At 62.4% G+C, this 14,238-nt stretch carries 11 protein-coding genes; 3 read left to right on the top strand and 8 right to left on the bottom strand.

The annotated features are described in order from the left end of the window. Nucleotides 1–58: 58 nt before the first annotated feature. Complete coding sequence (gene algB / locus ACK59L_RS05685; protein WP_023532715.1) at nt 59–1,405, top strand: sigma-54-dependent response regulator transcription factor AlgB; 1,347 nt, start codon at nt 59–61, stop codon at nt 1,403–1,405. Between the two features lie 11 nt (nt 1,406–1,416). Continuing rightward, entirely contained in the window at nt 1,417–3,183 is a 1,767-nt protein-coding gene (locus ACK59L_RS05680; protein ID WP_144963727.1) for a KinB sensor domain-containing domain, read from the top strand. 15 nt (nt 3,184–3,198) lie between these two features. Here ACK59L_RS05680 and ACK59L_RS05675 read toward each other — a convergent pair whose 3' ends face one another. The 7 genes from ACK59L_RS05675 to ACK59L_RS05645 form a co-directional block, all read right to left on the bottom strand. Next, the gene (locus ACK59L_RS05675) at nt 3,199–4,803 is read right to left on the bottom strand and encodes an EAL domain-containing protein (protein WP_409272352.1); all 1,605 of its coding nucleotides are present in this window, start codon (nt 4,801–4,803) and stop codon (nt 3,199–3,201) included. Nucleotides 4,804–4,908: 105 nt separating this feature from the next. Continuing rightward, nucleotides 4,909–5,697 carry an N-acetylmuramoyl-L-alanine amidase gene (locus tag ACK59L_RS05670; protein ID WP_058638706.1) on the bottom strand — a complete coding sequence of 263 codons (789 nt, stop codon included), beginning with the start codon at nt 5,695–5,697 and terminating at the stop codon, nt 4,909–4,911. Nucleotides 5,698–5,772: 75 nt separating this feature from the next. Beyond that, nucleotides 5,773–7,647 (bottom strand): GGDEF domain-containing protein, encoded by a 1,875-nt coding sequence (locus tag ACK59L_RS05665; protein WP_409272350.1) that lies wholly within the window; start codon nt 7,645–7,647, stop codon nt 5,773–5,775. 95 nt (nt 7,648–7,742) lie between these two features. Continuing rightward, nucleotides 7,743–8,597: an endonuclease/exonuclease/phosphatase family protein gene (locus ACK59L_RS05660; RefSeq protein WP_023532864.1), complete on the bottom strand. Its 855-nt coding sequence runs from the start codon at nt 8,595–8,597 to the stop codon at nt 7,743–7,745. An 11-nt stretch (nt 8,598–8,608) separates the two neighbouring features. Then, nucleotides 8,609–9,241 carry a thiol:disulfide interchange protein DsbA gene (gene dsbA, locus ACK59L_RS05655; protein ID WP_409272348.1) on the bottom strand — a complete coding sequence of 211 codons (633 nt, stop codon included), beginning with the start codon at nt 9,239–9,241 and terminating at the stop codon, nt 8,609–8,611. A gap of 151 nt (nt 9,242–9,392) precedes the next feature. After that, complete coding sequence (locus tag ACK59L_RS05650) at nt 9,393–10,010, bottom strand: cytochrome c (protein ID WP_023532830.1); 618 nt, start codon at nt 10,008–10,010, stop codon at nt 9,393–9,395. Nucleotides 10,011–10,041: 31 nt separating this feature from the next. Further along, complete coding sequence (locus ACK59L_RS05645) at nt 10,042–10,314, bottom strand: cytochrome c5 family protein (RefSeq protein ID WP_078477785.1); 273 nt, start codon at nt 10,312–10,314, stop codon at nt 10,042–10,044. A gap of 228 nt (nt 10,315–10,542) precedes the next feature. Between ACK59L_RS05645 and yihA the strand changes: the two genes are divergently transcribed. Next, nucleotides 10,543–11,175, top strand: coding sequence for a ribosome biogenesis GTP-binding protein YihA/YsxC (yihA, locus tag ACK59L_RS05640; protein ID WP_409272346.1), 633 nt, complete (start codon nt 10,543–10,545; stop codon nt 11,173–11,175). Between the two features lie 299 nt (nt 11,176–11,474). Here yihA and polA read toward each other — a convergent pair whose 3' ends face one another. Then, the gene (gene polA, locus ACK59L_RS05635; protein WP_196141324.1) at nt 11,475–14,222 is read right to left on the bottom strand and encodes a DNA polymerase I; all 2,748 of its coding nucleotides are present in this window, start codon (nt 14,220–14,222) and stop codon (nt 11,475–11,477) included. Nucleotides 14,223–14,238 lie beyond the last annotated feature (16 nt).

The raw sequence follows: 14,238 nt of genomic DNA, 5'->3' as shown, positions 1-14,238 counted from the left end.
CAACTTGCCCGATTTTTCCCACACTAAATAAAGATATTTCCCAAAGGAGCGCAGGTACATGGAATCAGCCCAGGACAAGCAAGGCCGCATTCTGCTGGTGGATGACGAGTCCGCGATCCTGCGCACCTTCCGCTACTGCCTGGAAGACGAGGGCTACAGCGTGGCGACCGCCAACAGCGCCACCCAGGCGGAGAGCCTGCTGCAACGCCAAGTGTTCGACCTGTGCTTCCTCGACCTGCGCCTTGGCGAGGACAATGGCCTGGACGTGCTGGCCCAGATGCGTGTTCAGGCGCCATGGATGCGCGTGGTCATCGTGACCGCCCACTCCGCTATCGACACGGCGGTCGATGCCATTCAAGCCGGTGCCGCCGACTACCTGGTCAAGCCTTGCAGTCCTGACCAGTTGCGCTTGGCCACAGCCAAGCAACTGGAAGTACGCCAGCTTTCCGCCCGCCTGGAAGCCCTGGAAGGCGAAGTGCGCAAGCCCAAGGATGGCCTGGACTCCCACAGCCCGGCCATGATGGTCGTACTGGAAACAGCCCGCCAGGTAGCAACCACAGATGCCAACATCCTGATCCTGGGCGAGTCCGGGACCGGTAAAGGCGAGCTGGCCCGCGCCATCCACGGCTGGAGCAAGCGTGCGCGCAAGGCCTGCGTGACCATCAACTGCCCGTCGCTCAATGCCGAGCTGATGGAAAGCGAACTGTTCGGCCACACGCGAGGCGCCTTTACCGGCGCCAGCGAGAGCACCCTTGGCCGCGTCAACCAGGCGGACGGTGGTACGTTGTTCCTCGATGAAATTGGTGACTTCCCCCTGACCCTGCAACCCAAGTTGCTGCGCTTCATCCAGGACAAGGAATATGAGCGTGTCGGCGACCCCGTCACCCGCCGGGCCGATGTGCGCATCCTCGCAGCCACCAACCTCAACCTGGAGGAAATGGTGCGCGAGGGCCGTTTCCGCGAAGACCTGCTCTACCGCCTGAACGTCATCACCTTGCACCTGCCGCCCCTGCGCGAGCGCAGTGAAGACATTCTCACGCTCGCCGACCGCTTCCTGGCCCGCTTCGTCAAGGAATACTCAAGGCCAGCCCGCGGCTTCAGCGACGAGGCACGCGCAGCGCTGCTCAATTACCGCTGGCCGGGCAACATTCGCGAATTGCGTAACGTGATCGAGCGGGCCAGCATCATCTGTCCCCAGGAAAAGGTCGAGATCAGCCATCTGGGCATGGGCGAGCAACCGGCAAGCAACGCGCCGCGTGTAGGGGCCGCCTTGAGCCTGGATGAGCTGGAGCGCGCGCATATCGGCGCCGTGCTGGCTGCCAGCGACACGCTTGACCAGGCCGCCAAGACTCTCGGGATCGACGCGTCGACCCTGTATCGCAAGCGTAAGCAGTACAACCTGTGAAGTGGCCGACCATGAAGCTGCGCACGCGGCTCTTTCTCAGCATCTCGGCGCTGGTCACGGTCGCCCTGCTGGGGCTGCTGCTTGGCTTGGTAAGCGTCCTGCAAATGGCTTCGGCCCAGCAGGCGCTGGTTCGCGACACCAATCACTCGCTGGACGTGGGGTTGAAGCTACGCCAGAACCTCGGTGAGCAACTCATCCTGCTGCTGGATACGGACACGGCTCCCGATCAGTTGCAAGCACTGCAAGACAATTTCCAACGCCTGCTCGACCAAAGCCTGGCCGACGGTGGCCAGCGGCCTGGTTTCAGCGAAGCCCGCGACCACTACCAGGCATTTCTCGAGGCTTACCACGCAACCCCGGCGCCTTCGCGCAGCCTGGCCGTGGACCAGCCACTGGGCGCCGCATTCAATCAAGTGCGCACCGACCTGATCGATTCCCACAAACAAGCGCTGGCCAACATCGCTCGCAGCGAAGAACAAAGCCGTGCCCGCGCCTTGCTGGTCGGCGGCGTGCTGGGCCTGATGGGCCTGGTGGTCCTGGTTCTGGGCTTTATCACTGCCCACAACATTGCCCGCCGATTCGGGCAGCCCATCGAGGCCCTGGCCAAGGCAGCCGATCAGCTCGGCAAGGGCAATTTCGATGTCACGCTCCCGATCACTCAAGCCAGCGAGCTGAACCAGCTCACGCGTCGCTTCGGGATCATGGCCGACGCCCTGCGCAAGCACCAGGCCACCAATGTCGACGAATTGCTCGCCGGGCAGCAGCGGCTGCAAGCCGTGCTCGACAGTATCGATGATGGCCTGCTGATCATCGATCGACAGGGCTTGCTTGAGCACTTGAACCCGGTTGCTCAACGCCAACTGGGCTGGAACGACAGCCGTGTTGGCAGCAGCCTGGCCGAAGCCCTGGAACGACCTGAGCTGGAACAGCAGCTGTGCCAGGTGCTGCGCGGCGGCAGTCTGGACCGGCAACCGGACGACCTTCACATCGATGTTGACGAGGAAACGCGTCTGCTGACCTATAGCCTGACGCCCGTCAGCCATCCCCAGGGCCCGATCCTGGGCGCTGTGATGGTGCTTCACGACGTGACAGAACAGCGTGCCTTCGAGCGGGTGCGCAGCGAGTTCGTGCTCCGCGCCTCCCACGAGCTGCGCACGCCCGTCACCGGTATGCACATGGCGTTCGGCCTGCTGCGCGAACGGGTCAAGTTTCCCGAAGAAGCGCGTGAGTACGATCTGCTGGAAACCATCGGCGAAGAAATGCAGCGCCTGACCCAGTTGATCAATGACCTGCTCAACTTCAGCCGCTATCAAAGCGGCCTGCAAAAGCTCGACCTGGCGCCCTGCGCCGTAGATGAACTGCTGGAGCGGGCGCAATTACGCTTCGCCGACCAGGCGGGCCAGAAGCAGATCGAACTGGTCCTGGCCCTGGAACCGCCATTGCCACGCATTCAGGCTGACGTTGCCCAGCTCGACCGTGTGTTGGACAACCTGCTGCACAACGCGGTCAGGCATACCCCACAGGGCGGGCGCATCCGCCTGCATGCGCGGCGCCATGCCGAACGCGTGATCATCAGTGTCGAGGACACGGGCGAGGGTATCGCCTATGGCCAGCAGGCCCGTATCTTCGAGCCGTTCGTGCAAGTAGGGCGCAAGAAAGGTGGAGCCGGCCTGGGACTGGCCTTGTGCAAGGAAATCGTGCAGTTGCACGGTGGGCGCATGGGCGTCTTCTCGCGACCGGGTGAAGGTACCCAGTTCTACCTGGCGCTGCCGGTCTGATGCTCGCAAGGCGCGTCAGGCCTGTCTACCCCGTGGCAATTTATCCCGCCTGACCAGCTCGGCGAACTGACGGGCCGTCAGGGCCTTGGCGAACAGCCAGCCCTGGCCGTACTTCACGCCCTCCCCAAGCAGCAGCAGTGCCTGGTCTTCACGCTCGATACCTTCGGCGATCACCCGCAGATGCAGGTCGTGGGCCATGCGGATGATATGCGGTGCCACGCCGCTGCTGGCGGCATCGTGGCCCAGCGCATCGATGAATGCCTTGTCGATTTTCAGGCAATCCACGGGCAAGGTCTGGAGATAGGCCAGGCTGCAGTAGCCCGTACCGAAATCGTCGATCAGCACCTGATGGCCCTGGGCGCGCAGTGCTTGCAGGTTTTCGCGCGCCACCACCACATCGATCAGGCCGCGCTCGGTCACCTCGAAGGCGATCTGCCTAGGGGCCACCCGGTGCAGCGCCAGCAAGCGCGCCGCCACTTCCCCAACACGCGGAACCATCACGTCGCACGCCGCCAGGTTCACCGAGATGTACAGCATGGGCCGTGAGCGCAACAGCGGGCCGAGTTGTTCGAGGACGCGTCGCAGGACGAAGTCGGTGATCTCACGGATCTGCCCGGTATTTTCGGCCAGCGGGATGAACAGCTCAGGGCTGGTCAAGGTGCCATCGGGCCGACGCCAACGCACCAATGCCTCGGCACCCACACAGCGCCTGCTGTCGAGCTCGAAAATCGGCTGGTAAAGCACTTGCAACTGGCCACGACTCAGCGCCTGCTGCAGCTCCGAGCTCATGGAGCGTCGCTGTTGCGCCAACTGCAAGACCAGCCAGCCGATGCAACAAGCACCCAGTACGCTGCCTGGAAACAGCAGCCACAGGGCGCCATTCATGCGCAGGGGGAGACTTGCGCGTGGTGCGATCAGAACCAACTGGTAATCAGGAGACTTGGTGGGCATGCGATAGATCAGACGGTCGCTGAACTCCAGCAGCGTTTTGTGGCTGGTCGACCACACAGAAGGCGGTGGCCACACTTGGGGCGGGCCCAGCACCGGGATCGCCCGGGCACCGTTATCCAGCACGACCAACAAGCTGCCGCCCGGGGGCAAATCCACCACATCGGTCAGGTGCCCGCGGGAGGTTGACACCAGAAACCGGCCACGCCCCAGCATCAGCGCGGCAAGGTTTTCGTCGGGCTCGGTGGTGGTATTGAGCCAATAGCTGTAGACCGGCCCCTTGATGTCTGGCGGGCGCAGCGGCACGAAAGCCCGCTCGTCACCTCGGTTCGAACACGCGACATCACCGTCGACATAGGCCGCCTCGTAGATGAACCGTGAACTCAACCCGATCTGCTGCAAGGCCGTCAGCATGGCGGGGCCGCAGCCACGCAAAGGCTGCGTCTCCAACAAGTCCACGCCTTCGCGCAACTGCCCGAACACCTGCTCGAGTCGCTCCAGAAAACGCTCGCCCTGAGCATTCATCTGTTCGCTTTCACTTTGTTTCATCTGCTGCAACGCAATGGCGATGCTGGCGGTCAGCAACAAGGCGGCACTGGCGATTGCCGCCAAAGCGGCAAGCATCCAGGGACGGTAGAAAAATTGGCGCAAGGCCGTCAGGCGATCAGGCATCGAAGGCATCCAGTTGATTACCAAGGTATAGCAACTCAATGGACAATTACCTTTGCCGTTTAGCGCTTCGCTTGGGCGAGGACCAAACTGCCAGCCGTCAACGCTTTACGGCATGCGGTTGAGCACCTCGAGCATGGCGGCCGTCTGCGCATCGGGCTGGCCGTCGAAGCGTTGAGGCCGGAAGCGCATCTGGAACGCCGCGATCACGTGCCGTGTCTGGACATCGGGCACGCCCGTCTGCTCGACGGCATAGCCAAACCGGGCGAGGGCCTGCTGGTACCACCCAATCGTAGGGGGATTGACCTCAAAATAGGCCTGCTGGCGAGCCACGGCAGAGGCGTCAGGCCAAACGCCCAGGCCGGCGTCGGCCAGGCGTTTCCACGGGAACAGCGGGCCGGGGTCCTGCTTGCGCAGTGGCGCGATGTCGCTGTGGCCAATGATGTGCCGTGGCTCGATGCCGTTACGCTTGACGATGTCCTTGAGCAGCGCGATCAGCGACTGGATCTGCGCTTCGCTGTAGGGGTGCCATACCCGCCCGGCAGGCGTATCGGTAAAGCCAGCATTGACGATCTCGATGCCGATGGACGATGAGTTCAACCAGGTTCTGCCCTGCCACTGGCTATCGCCAGCGTGCCAGGCTCGCCTGCTTTCATCCACCAACTGGTAGACAGTGGCGGGGCCATCGCCGATCAGGTAGTGGCTGCTGACCTCGCCGTGGGTCAGCAACGCCAACGAGCGCTCCAGCGAAGCATTGGTATAGTGCAGCACCACGAACTGAATGCGGTTGTCGTGGTTGGCTGACGGGTGGCTGCGGTCAATGCGCAAGCCCGTCGAACAACCGGCGACAGTCAGCAGCAGTAAGGTGATCAGTGTTTTTTTCAGCGTGGAAAGCACGGCAGTGGCCTCAGCGAATGAGCGCTACAGTATAACGGTCTCCCCGCATCTGCGCTCGCCCTTGCCAGGCCCCGGTCAGTGCTGCTCCACGCAATTGCGCCCCCGTTGCTTGGCACGGTAAAGCGCTGCGTCGGCACGCTTGAGCACCTGATCGGCCACCTCGCCTGGCCTGAAGGCGCTCAGGCCAATGGACGTGGACACTACCACCCGTTCTCCCTTGAAGTGAAACGGGCAGGCCTCTACGGCAAGGCGCATTGTTTCGACGACCTGCAATGCGTCTGCCGGCGAGGTGTCGGGCAGCAGCAACACGAACTCCTCGCCCCCGAAGCGGGCAATGAAATCCTGGCCCCGCAGCCGTTTGCGCAACTGATCGGCCACGATCTTCAATACCTTGTCGCCGGCCAGATGCCCGTAGCCATCGTTGATCTGCTTGAAATGATCCAGGTCCAGAATCGCCATGGCCAGGTCGCCGCCGTTTTCCTGCCAGCGCTGCATTTCGCGCTCTACCTGCTCGCTCCAGGCCGCACGATTGGGCAGGCCGGTCAGTGGGTCGAGCAATGCCTTTTGCCGCTGCTCCTCCAGGTGCTCACGATAACCCAACGCTTCCTGCTCCATGCTGGCCACGCGCTCGGACAGGCCCTGCAGGCGCCCAGCCAGCGCCTGCTCGCGGCGGTCGCGCTCGTGCTGGTGCTGGTCCATTGTCATCAGCAAGCCCTCGAGCCGGCTTTCGAGCAGGTGCTTCAAGCTCGATACGTCTGCGGCGCCCTGCATGTCGGTTTGCAGCCCGTCCACCTGTTCACGCAATTGGGTGTCCAGCTGGCGTGCTGCGCTGCTGTTGTCGGCGTGACCGGCACTGGCGGCCTGCAAGTGGCCGTGGAAACCTTCGAGCCGTTCATTGAGCAATTGCAGATAGGTTTCGAACTCATGCTGGCCACTGTCGTTGATCGCCAGCAGCAACACGGCAAGATCATCCAGTACAGGAATCAACTCGTACCAGTTCATACCGCGCGCCACCCGTTCGCGCATCGCCTGCGCCTGGGCCTTGTGGCGATCTGGCAGGCTCAGGTCATCCAATAAACCGAGCAGCGTCTGCTCGATATGGGCGGCAACCTGACTGTAGGGCGGCTCGACTGCGTAGGGCAGCGCATAGGCGTCTTGATCAGCCAGCGGCACATCAGCCAGAGGGGTCGGGCCATCATCCGCTCCAGTTCGCAATGGCGTATCCATGGCCATGGGAGGTGCCGGGGGAATGGGTGGCGGCTCGACACCCGGCACGTGTTCAGACACGACCAGCGACGGGGACGCATCGTTGTCTTCGTGCCCATCGTATTGAGGCAGAAGAGAGGCTTCCTGTACCAGGGGTTGCGCGGCAACAGGGGCGGAGCCCGTCACCTGCTCGCTGGCGGCCTCGACAGGCGCCGGTTCATCGCGGCCTTTGAACAATCGCTGCAGAAAGCCGCCCCGCGATCCGCCTTCGGGCCTGTCCAGCGCGGCCAACGCACGCCCTTGCAGACCACTGAGTTCCCCCAGCAGTGGCGGCAGATCACGAGACTGGGTAACGCCGGCCTCCAGCCGCTTGGCAAGCTTCTTCAAGGGCCTTGAGACATCGCTGCTCAACGGCAGGCCTTGCAACTGATCGACCAGCGCCGTCAGCGCATCGCCCACTTGGTGCATGCGGGTTTCGCGGCGCTGTTCAGACTCCAGTACGGCTTTTTCAAGACGCGGGATCAGGCCGGCAAGCCCGGCATCCATGTTGTCACTGCGAATCACCTCGCGCATTTCCTTCATGCACTGGTCGACGACCTTGTCGCTGCCCTCGGCGGCCAACGTACTGCGAACCAGGCCTCGACGCAGCAAGTCCAGGCGCGCTTCCCAGCGACGTTCGAGCTTCTCCTGTTGCTCAATGCTTATCAGGTATTTTTCTTTCCAGCGCTCGGCTTCTTCGGTCATGCCTGTGTCCGCACGGGTGATACAACTGGGGCTGTCTGATACACACTGTCGGCGCGCGCCCGGGACACTTGAGGGCAAGCGAGGCGTCAGTTGATTCAGCTCAAGGCCGGCAGCGTATCCACAGTCAATGCATCAGGCAATCGGATCTCGACGGCCACGGGAAGATGATCGGAAATCGGCTGGGCCAGCACCTCGACCCTTTCCAGGGTAAGGCTCGGGCTGAGCAGGATGTGGTCCAGGCAGCGCTGTGGTCGCCAACTGGGGAAGGTGGCCTCCACCTGGGGCGCGATCAGGCCAAGGTCGCGCAAGGGTGAGTGCTCGAGCAGGTCGGTGGCATGGGTGTTCATGTCCCCCATCAACACCTGATGGCGGTACCCGCCGATCAGTTCGCGGATGTAGGCCAGCTGCAGTGCGCGGGTCTTGGCGCCCAATGCCAGGTGCATCATGACCACGATCAGCGCGTCCTCACCCTCGCCGAAGCGCACCAGGATAGCCCCGCGCCCTGCTGGGCCAGGCAGTGGGTGATCTTCGAGCTGATGAGGCTTCAGACGGCTCAGTACGCCATTGCTGTGCTGGGCGAAGCGCCCAAGGTTGCGATTGAGCTGTTGGTACCAGTAGGGGAAGGCACCCAGTTGGGCCAGATGCTCGACCTGGTTGACATAGCCCGAGCGCATGCTGCCCCCATCCGCCTCTTGCAGGGCCACCAGGTCGAAGTCCCCAAGCAACTTACCGATTTTCTGCAAGTTGCTGGCTCGGCCAGTGTGCGGCAACAGGTGCTGCCAGCTGCGCGTCAGGTAATGCCGATAACGCTCGGTACTGATGCCTACCTGGATATTGAAGCTAAGCAGCCGCAGACGACCATCTTCCGGCAAACCGGGGGCTTGCAGGTGATGCTCGTTGACCTGCGGCTGGGGCAGGGCAACGCCGCGCGTGGCCCGTAGGCGAGGCATGGGTGCGCTGCCTACTTGGCAGCGCGCTCCTTGTCGATCAACTGGTCGGCCACATTGAGGACGCCCTCTGGCCCACCAGCGGTGCCCAGGTCGAAGCGATACTTACCGTTAATCACCATGCTGGGAACGCCGGTGATTTCATATTTCTTGGCCAGTTCTTTCGCCTGTTTGACCTGTCCCTTGATGGCGAAGGAGTTGTAGGTGGCCAGGAACTTGTCCTTGTCCACCCCCTGCGTTGCCAGGAAAGCGGCCATGTCTTCTGGGTCTGTCAGGCGCTTGTGCTGGTTCTGGATGGCGTCGAATACCGCCGCGTGCACCTTGTGCTCGACGCCCATCGCTTCCAGAGTCAGGAACATCTGGCCATGGGCATCCCAAGGGCCACCGAACATGGCCGGCACACGCTTGAAGTTGACGTCCTTGGGCAGCTTGTCGACCCAAGGGTTGATGACAGGCTCGAAGTGATAGCAATGCGGGCAGCCATACCAGAACAACTCGACCACTTCGATCTTGCCAGGCACGGAAACCGGAACCGGGTTGCTCAGCTCGACATATTCCTTGCCGGCTACAGGCTCTGCGGCCTGGACGGAAGTCATACCAAGTACGCTGGCAGCGACCAGCGCAGCGCTGAGAATCAGTTTACGCATGCTTTACTCCTGAGCAGTCATGGGTCGCCACGGCACGACCTGGATTGAGACAGGCCGGGGAGGGCTCTAGTTCTGTAGTGTAACGGCTGCGGGCGAAAAAAAGGGCAGCCGCGCCGCCCTTTCATCTTTGGCTTGCAACATTAACTCGGCATTAATGCAGGCCCTGGATGTAGCTGGCCAAGGCCTCGATGTCATGGTTACTGAGCTTCCCGGCGATGGTGCGCATGGTCATGGCATCCCCATCATTCGTGCGGTTGCCTTCACGGAAGTCGGTGAGCTGCTTGCTCACGTACTGGGCATGCTGCCCACTCAGGTGAGGGAACCCGGCCAGTGCGATACCTGCCCCGTCAGGCGAGTGGCAGCCCGTGCAGGCCGGCATGCCCTTGTCCAGGTCGCCACCGTTGAACAGCGCACGCCCACGCTCGACCAGCGCAGGGTCGGCTGCACCCACGCTGCCTTTCTGGCTGGCGAAATACGCCGCGATGTCGGCCAGGTCCTGGTCGTTGAAGCCGGCCAGCATGCCGGTCATCTCCAGCACGACGCGTTTGCCGGACTTGATGTCGTGCATTTGTTTTTCGAGGTAGCGCTGGCCTTGACCTGCCAGCTTGGGGAAGTTCGGTGCCAGGCTATTGCCATCTGGGTTGTGGCAGGCCCCGCAGACGGCCGTCTTGGCCTGACCTGCGGCGGCATCGCCTTTGACGGGCTGCGCAGCAGTGGCCGCACCTGCGACACCCAGGCTCAACAGCAGACTCACGACTAGTTTGTTCATCAGCTAATCCAACACGGCTAGGGGTGAAATGTTATGTATCGGGACTGCCATTCATCCAAAGGATGACCAGACGGTAGTCCTCGGCACTGCAGTCCATGCACAATCCACGCGGCGGCATAGCCTTGAAACCCTGAGCATTGTGCCGTGCCGAGCTATTCATGCATTGCGCCAGATCAGGATTCGGGTTGCCCGATCGCCCGTCTGGGCTCATGGAGCAGGCGTTCGCTGTACCCCCCGCACACACGCGGTTGTACAACACCTCGGAATCCTGTGTAGCCTGTGCGCTGAAAACCGGCAGGAACAGACCGACAGCAAGCGGCCATTGCGTATTGCGCCATGACGTTCAGGGTTGGGGGCCGCGCTGCGTTCTAATGCGCAAGCTCATGTTCGACACCCCATGCTCGTCCCCCAAAGCCGGGAGAATGAGCACACAAAAACTGGGGCATTATATACTTCCGCCACCCAAACGGAAACGACACCGCTTGCCAGGCTCCGCTCGACAGGGGGCTGGCATCACCACATCGGATATCCCATGCAAGTCAAGAACCCCATCCTCGGCCTGTGCCAGAAAGCCAAATTCGCCCTCAGCGCTGCCAAGGTCGAACAATGCCCGGACGACCAGGGTTACGAGGTGGCCTTCGCCGGCCGCTCCAACGCCGGCAAATCCAGCGCACTGAACACGCTGACCCATGCCAGCCTGGCCCGTACCTCGAAAACACCCGGCCGTACCCAGTTGCTGAACTTCTTCAGCCTGGATGACGAACGCCGTCTGGTCGACCTGCCAGGCTACGGCTACGCCAAGGTGCCCATCCCCCTCAAGCAGCACTGGCAGCGCCACCTGGAAGCTTACCTGGGCAGCCGCGAATGCCTGCGTGGCGTGATCTTGATGATGGATGTCCGCCACCCGATGACGGACTTCGACAAAATGATGCTCGATTGGGCCAAGGCCAGCGGCATGCCCATGCACATCCTGCTGACCAAGGCCGACAAGCTCACCCACGGCGCCGCCAAGAACACCTTGCTCAAGGTGCAATTGGAGATCAGGAAAGGCTGGGGCGAAGGCGTGACCATCCAACTGTTCTCGGCCCCCAAGCGCCTGGGCCTTGAAGACGCCTACCGCGTGCTGGCCGACTGGATGGCGCTCGAAGACAAGCCTGCCGCCTGAGGGCGAAGGCCCGCGTTAGGCAAATTTCAGGCAAAAAAAACCCCGGACTTCGTATGGGGAGGGGGAAGTTCGGGGTCCAAGCCCGGACCGCTAGGGCGGGGTCCGGATATCTGCCAACACTTAACACAACATAGGAGCATCGAACGGCTTCACCAGCCATTCAGGTACTCTGAGTTGCAGTTCACTGCTTTAGTTCCTGGGGCCTGGAACTATTTGCCACAGTTTCATGAAACAGCTGGACACAGGCCGGGGCGCCTGTAACGAAAAATCGCCACACAACGCCCCTGTGCCCCGTGCAATCAGTGGGCTTCGTCCCAGTTCGCGCCTACACCGGCCTCGACCAGCAGCGGCACGTCCAGTTGCGCCGCCTGGCTCATATGCTTTCGGATTTCATCTTTCACCAGGTCCACGAGGTCTTCGCGCACCTCGAGAACAAGTTCGTCGTGCACCTGCAGGATCACCCGCGCATCCAGTGCGCTTTCGGTCAGCCAGTTGTCCACATTGACCATGGCGCGCTTGATGATATCGGCGGCCGTGCCTTGCATCGGCGCGTTGATCGCCGTGCGCTCGGCTCCCCGGCGCAAGGCTGGGTTCTTGGCGTTGATATCAGGCAGGTAGAGCCTGCGACCGAACAAGGTTTCCACGAACCCCTGTTCTGCGGCCTGGGCACGGGTACGTTCCATGTAGGCCAGCACCCCTGGATAGCGGGTGAAGTAACGATCGATGTAGTCCTGGGACTGCTTGCGGTCCACCCCGATCTGCTTGGCCAGGCCAAAAGCGCTCATGCCGTAGATCAGCCCGAAGTTGATCGCCTTGGCGCTGCGCCGCTGGTCATGGGTAACCTGTTCGAGCGCGACGCCGAATACTTCCGCTGCCGTCGCACGGTGCACGTCCAGATCGTTCTGGAAGGCGTGCAGCAAGCCTTCGTCCTTGGCCAGGTGCGCCATGATGCGCAGCTCGATCTGGGAGTAGTCGGCGGCCAGCAGCTTGTAGCCAGGGCTTGCGATGAAGGCCTGGCGGATTCGCCGGCCTTCGGCCGTGCGGATCGGAATGTTCTGCAGGTTCGGGTCACTGGACGAAAGACGGCCCGTGGCCGCCACTGCCTGCTGGTACGACGTGTGGATTCGACCCGTGCGCGGGTTGATCTGCCCTGGCAGCTTGTCGGTGTAGGTGCTCTTGAGCTTGCTCAGGCTGCGGTACTGCATCAGCACTTCAGGCAGTGGATACCCTTGTTCGGCCAGCTCGTCCAGCACGGCTTCTGCCGTCGATGGCTGTCCCTTGGCCGTCTTGCTGATCACCGGCATGCCCAGCTTGTCGTACAGGATCGCGCCCAGCTGCTTGGGCGAACCCAGGTTGAATTCCTCCCCCGCCAGTTCGAAGGCCCGCTGCTCCAGCTCGGCCATCTTCACACCCAGCTCGCCGCTCTGGACGTGCAACAGCGCCGCATCGACCAACGCGCCCTGGCGCTCGATCTTGGCCAGCACCGGCACTAGCGGCATTTCGATGTCCATGAGCACCGGCTGCACACTGGGCGTCTTGGCCATGTGCGCCTGCAACGCCTGGTGCAGGCGCAGGGTGATGTCGGCATCTTCGGCCGCGTAAGGGCCGGCCTTGTCCAGATGAATCTGGTTGAAGGTCAGCTGCTTGGCACCTTTGCCCGCAATGTCCTCAAAGGCGATAGTGGTGTGCCCAAGGTACTTTTGCGCCAGGCTGTCCATGTCGTGCCGCGTGCCCGTCGAGTTGAAGACGTACGATTCGAGCATGGTGTCATAGGCCACACCCCGCACCTGGATCGCGGGAGAACCATTGGCAAGGATGTTGATGTCGTACTTGGCGTTCTGGCCCACCTTGGCTTTTGCCGGATCCTCCAGCAGGGGCTTGAGCGCAAGCAGGACGGCCTCACGATCCAACTGGACAGGGGCGCCTTCGTAGTCGTGCATCAAAGGGACGTAGGCCGCTTCATGGGGCTCGACGGCAAAGGAAATCCCTACCAGCTGGGCGCGCTGGGCATCAAGGCCGGTGGTTTCGGTATCGAACGCGAACAGCGGTGCCTGGCGCAGCTTCTCGAGCCAGGCGTCGAAGCGGTCTTGGTCAAGGATGGTTTCATAGCGGGCCTCGACCATGGCCGCCGGGGCCTCCACCGGGGGCAGCTGATCCCCTTCCCGAGCCGCATCGCGCTGCAGGTCGGCAATCCAGCTCTTGAACTCCATTTCGGTGTACAGCGCCAGCAGCGCCTCGCGGTCCGGTTCGCCGCACACCAGTGCATCGACTTCGATGTCCAGCGGCACGTCGATCTTGATGGTAGCCAGCTCGTAGGACATGAAAGCCGCATCCCGGTGCTCTTCAAGCTTGGCGGGCAGGCTCTTGGCGCCACGGATAGGCAGCGCAGGCACCTTGTCCAGGTTCGCGTACAGGTCGCTGAGCCCCCCGCCGATCCCGGTCAACAGCCCGACGGCGGTCTTTTCGCCCACACCTGGCACACCTGGGATGTTATCGACCTTGTCGCCCATCAGCGCCAGGAAGTCGATGATGTGCTCGGGGCCGACCCCGAATTTCTCGTGCACGCCAGCCACGTCCAGCACGCTACCGGTCATGGTATTGACCAGGGTAATGTGCCCGTCGACCAACTGCGCCATGTCCTTGTCGCCGGTAGAAATGATGACCGGGCGGTTCAGCGCTGCGCTGCTACGGGCCAAGGTACCGATGACATCGTCAGCCTCGACGCCTTCGACGCACAACAGTGGGTAGCCCATGGCCTTGACGCTGGCATGCAGCGGCTCGATCTGCACCCGCAGATCGTCCGGCATGCTGGGGCGGTTGGCCTTGTAGTCGGCGAACAGGGTGTCGCGGAACGTGCCGCCCTTGGCATCGAACACCACGGCGAACAAGCTGTCCGGGTACTGCCTGCGCAGGCTCTTGAGCATGTTGAGCACACCCTTCACCGCACCGGTCGGCATGCCCTTGGACGTGGTCAGCGGGGGCAGGGCATGGAAGGCGCGATAAAGGTAGGAGGAACCGTCCACGAGGACGAGGGGCGCTTGGCTCATGAGCAGAATCAACCTT

It is taken from the genome of Pseudomonas sp. KCJK9111 (genome assembly GCF_046231935.1).
Lineage (GTDB): Bacteria > Pseudomonadota > Gammaproteobacteria > Pseudomonadales > Pseudomonadaceae > Aquipseudomonas > Aquipseudomonas parafulva_B.
The sequence above is the reverse complement of the archived record's forward strand: the minus strand, read 5'-3'. Positions and strand labels throughout refer to the sequence as shown.

What these genes read in the sequence shown, in the direction of transcription:
- algB (WP_023532715.1), top strand. Translation starts at nt 59, where the DNA reads ATGGAATCAGCCCAGGACAAGCAAGGCCGCATTCTGCTGGTGGATGAC.
- ACK59L_RS05665 (WP_409272350.1), bottom strand. Translation starts at nt 7,647, where the DNA reads ATGACCGAAGAAGCCGAGCGCTGGAAAGAAAAATACCTGATAAGCATT.
- ACK59L_RS05660 (WP_023532864.1), bottom strand. Translation starts at nt 8,597, where the DNA reads ATGCCTCGCCTACGGGCCACGCGCGGCGTTGCCCTGCCCCAGCCGCAG.
- ACK59L_RS05650 (WP_023532830.1), bottom strand. Translation starts at nt 10,010, where the DNA reads ATGAACAAACTAGTCGTGAGTCTGCTGTTGAGCCTGGGTGTCGCAGGT.
- dsbA (WP_409272348.1), bottom strand. Translation starts at nt 9,241, where the DNA reads ATGCGTAAACTGATTCTCAGCGCTGCGCTGGTCGCTGCCAGCGTACTT.
- ACK59L_RS05675 (WP_409272352.1), bottom strand. Translation starts at nt 4,803, where the DNA reads ATGCCTGATCGCCTGACGGCCTTGCGCCAATTTTTCTACCGTCCCTGG.
- ACK59L_RS05680 (WP_144963727.1), top strand. Translation starts at nt 1,417, where the DNA reads ATGAAGCTGCGCACGCGGCTCTTTCTCAGCATCTCGGCGCTGGTCACG.
- polA (WP_196141324.1), bottom strand. Translation starts at nt 14,222, where the DNA reads ATGAGCCAAGCGCCCCTCGTCCTCGTGGACGGTTCCTCCTACCTTTAT.
- yihA (WP_409272346.1), top strand. Translation starts at nt 10,543, where the DNA reads ATGCAAGTCAAGAACCCCATCCTCGGCCTGTGCCAGAAAGCCAAATTC.